The 1,935-nt window shown below is 43.4% G+C and carries 2 protein-coding genes; both read right to left on the bottom strand.

From position 1 onward, the window contains the following. The coding region (locus tag GMD6S_RS08895; RefSeq protein ID WP_000428382.1) for an ABC transporter transmembrane domain-containing protein at positions 1-500 on the bottom strand (500 nt) is incomplete at its 3' end. Beyond that, positions 490-1,935: ABC transporter ATP-binding protein (locus GMD6S_RS08900; RefSeq protein WP_000408933.1), on the bottom strand; the 1,446-nt coding region annotated here is incomplete at its 5' end. The genes GMD6S_RS08900 and GMD6S_RS08895, both read right to left, overlap by 11 nt.

Below are 1,935 nucleotides of genomic sequence, written 5' to 3' on the forward strand. Positions count from 1 at the left end.
AAAATCCAGTTCATCCCAAACATGGTCACCAAGACAGCAATCAACAAGAAACTAGCTGAAAGAACTGTCCCTAAACTTTGGTTGAGAGATTGCGCTGCTGTATCCACATCATTGGTCACGCGCGAAAGGGTATCTCCTTGTGAATGACGGTCAAAATAGCCAAGTGGCAAACGATTAATCTTTTCAGCGATAGCCGTCCGCAAGCGTTTTGAAAAATGCTGAATGCTCGTTGAAAAGATATAGGCCTGTGTATAATTAAGGATAGCTCCAAATACATACAGAACAACCAAAAATCCAGCAATGTTTGACACAGCTACCAAGTCGATTTCTGTAGCCAAGCCATCTGAAATCAAGTTAGTAATTTCTTTAATCTTAGTTGGACCATAAACGGTAATGATACTTGAAATGACTGCAGCCACAACTGCTATTAGGAGAGGGAGTTGGAGGCCTGCCATATAAGGTTTGCACTGTTTCCAGACCGAAACTTTTTTATTTTCCATCTTCCAATTCCTCCTTCGATAGTTGTGAGTAGGCAATTTCTTGGTAGACTTCGTTAGTAGCTAGAAGTTCTTTGTGGGTGCCTTGTCCCACGACTTTACCTTGATCCAAAACCAAGATCAGGTCGGCATCCATGATGGTTGAGATGCGTTGAGCAACGATTAACTTAGTCAAGGATTGTGTTTTTTCAGCTAATTCTTGGCGCAAGATCCGGTCTGTCTTGTAGTCCAAGGCTGAGAAAGAGTCATCAAAGATAAGAATCTCTGGCTTACGAGCCAAGGCCCGGGCAATAGCCAAGCGTTGTCTTTGACCTCCTGAGAAGTTGGTCCCACCTTGGGCTACTTCAGAGGACAGACCTGCTTCCTTATCCTCGATAAAGTTCTTAGATTGAGCCAATTCCAAAGCTTGCCACATAGCAGGTTCGCTGAGAGGACTTTCTTTACTCTTACCAAAGTCGAGATTACCCTTAACATCTCCAGAAAAGAGCACAGCTTTTTGTGGGATATAGCCGACCTTATTACGCAAGTCTTCCAAGTTGTAATCTTGCACATCGACACCATCTACTAGGATTTGACCAGATGAGACATCATAAAAACGAGGTATTAGGTTGACTAGAGTAGATTTCCCAGATCCAGTTGATCCGATAAAGGCAACTGTTTGACCTGCTTCGGCTTTAAAAGTAACATGTTCCACAACTGCTTCTGAGTTTTGAGAGTATCGGAAGGTTACATCACGGAATTCCACTTGTCCTTGAACTGAAGAATCTGCAGCCTGTGCTTGACTCGGATTCTTAATAGAAGGATGCAAATCCAAAACTTGGTTGATACGTCCTGCAGAAACCAAGGTCCGAGGAAGAACGATAAAGAGTGCTCCCATGAGAAGGAAGCCCATCACGACCTGCATAGCATAGGACATGAAGACTACCATATCACTAAAGAGTGGCAGACGTTCTGTCAAACTTGCATCGTTGATGATATAGGCACCAATCCAGTAAATGGCTAAACTCAATCCACTGGAAATCGCCATCATGATCGGGTTCATAATCGCCATCAATCGATTGACAAAGAGATTAAGACGTGTTACCTCATCGTTGGCTGCTTCAAATTTCTTATCTTGGTAATCTTCCGCATTGTATGCACGAACAACTCGAATCCCCGTCAAACTTTCACGAGTGATACTATTGAGTTTATCTGTCAATTTTTGGATGACCGATTGTTTTGGAAAGGCCAGAGTCATGAGAACGGTGGTCATCAAGACGTTGACAATAACAGCCACAACGACTGCCCAGAGCCAGTATTCCGATTTCCCAAGGATTTTTCCAATGGCCCAGATAGCCATAATTGGCCCACGAGTAACCACTTGCAAGCCCATGGTAAAGAGCATCTGTACCTGGGTAATATCATTGGTCGTCCGAGTCAAAAGACTTGGGATTGAAAA

Source organism: Streptococcus sp. GMD6S (assembly GCF_000297015.1).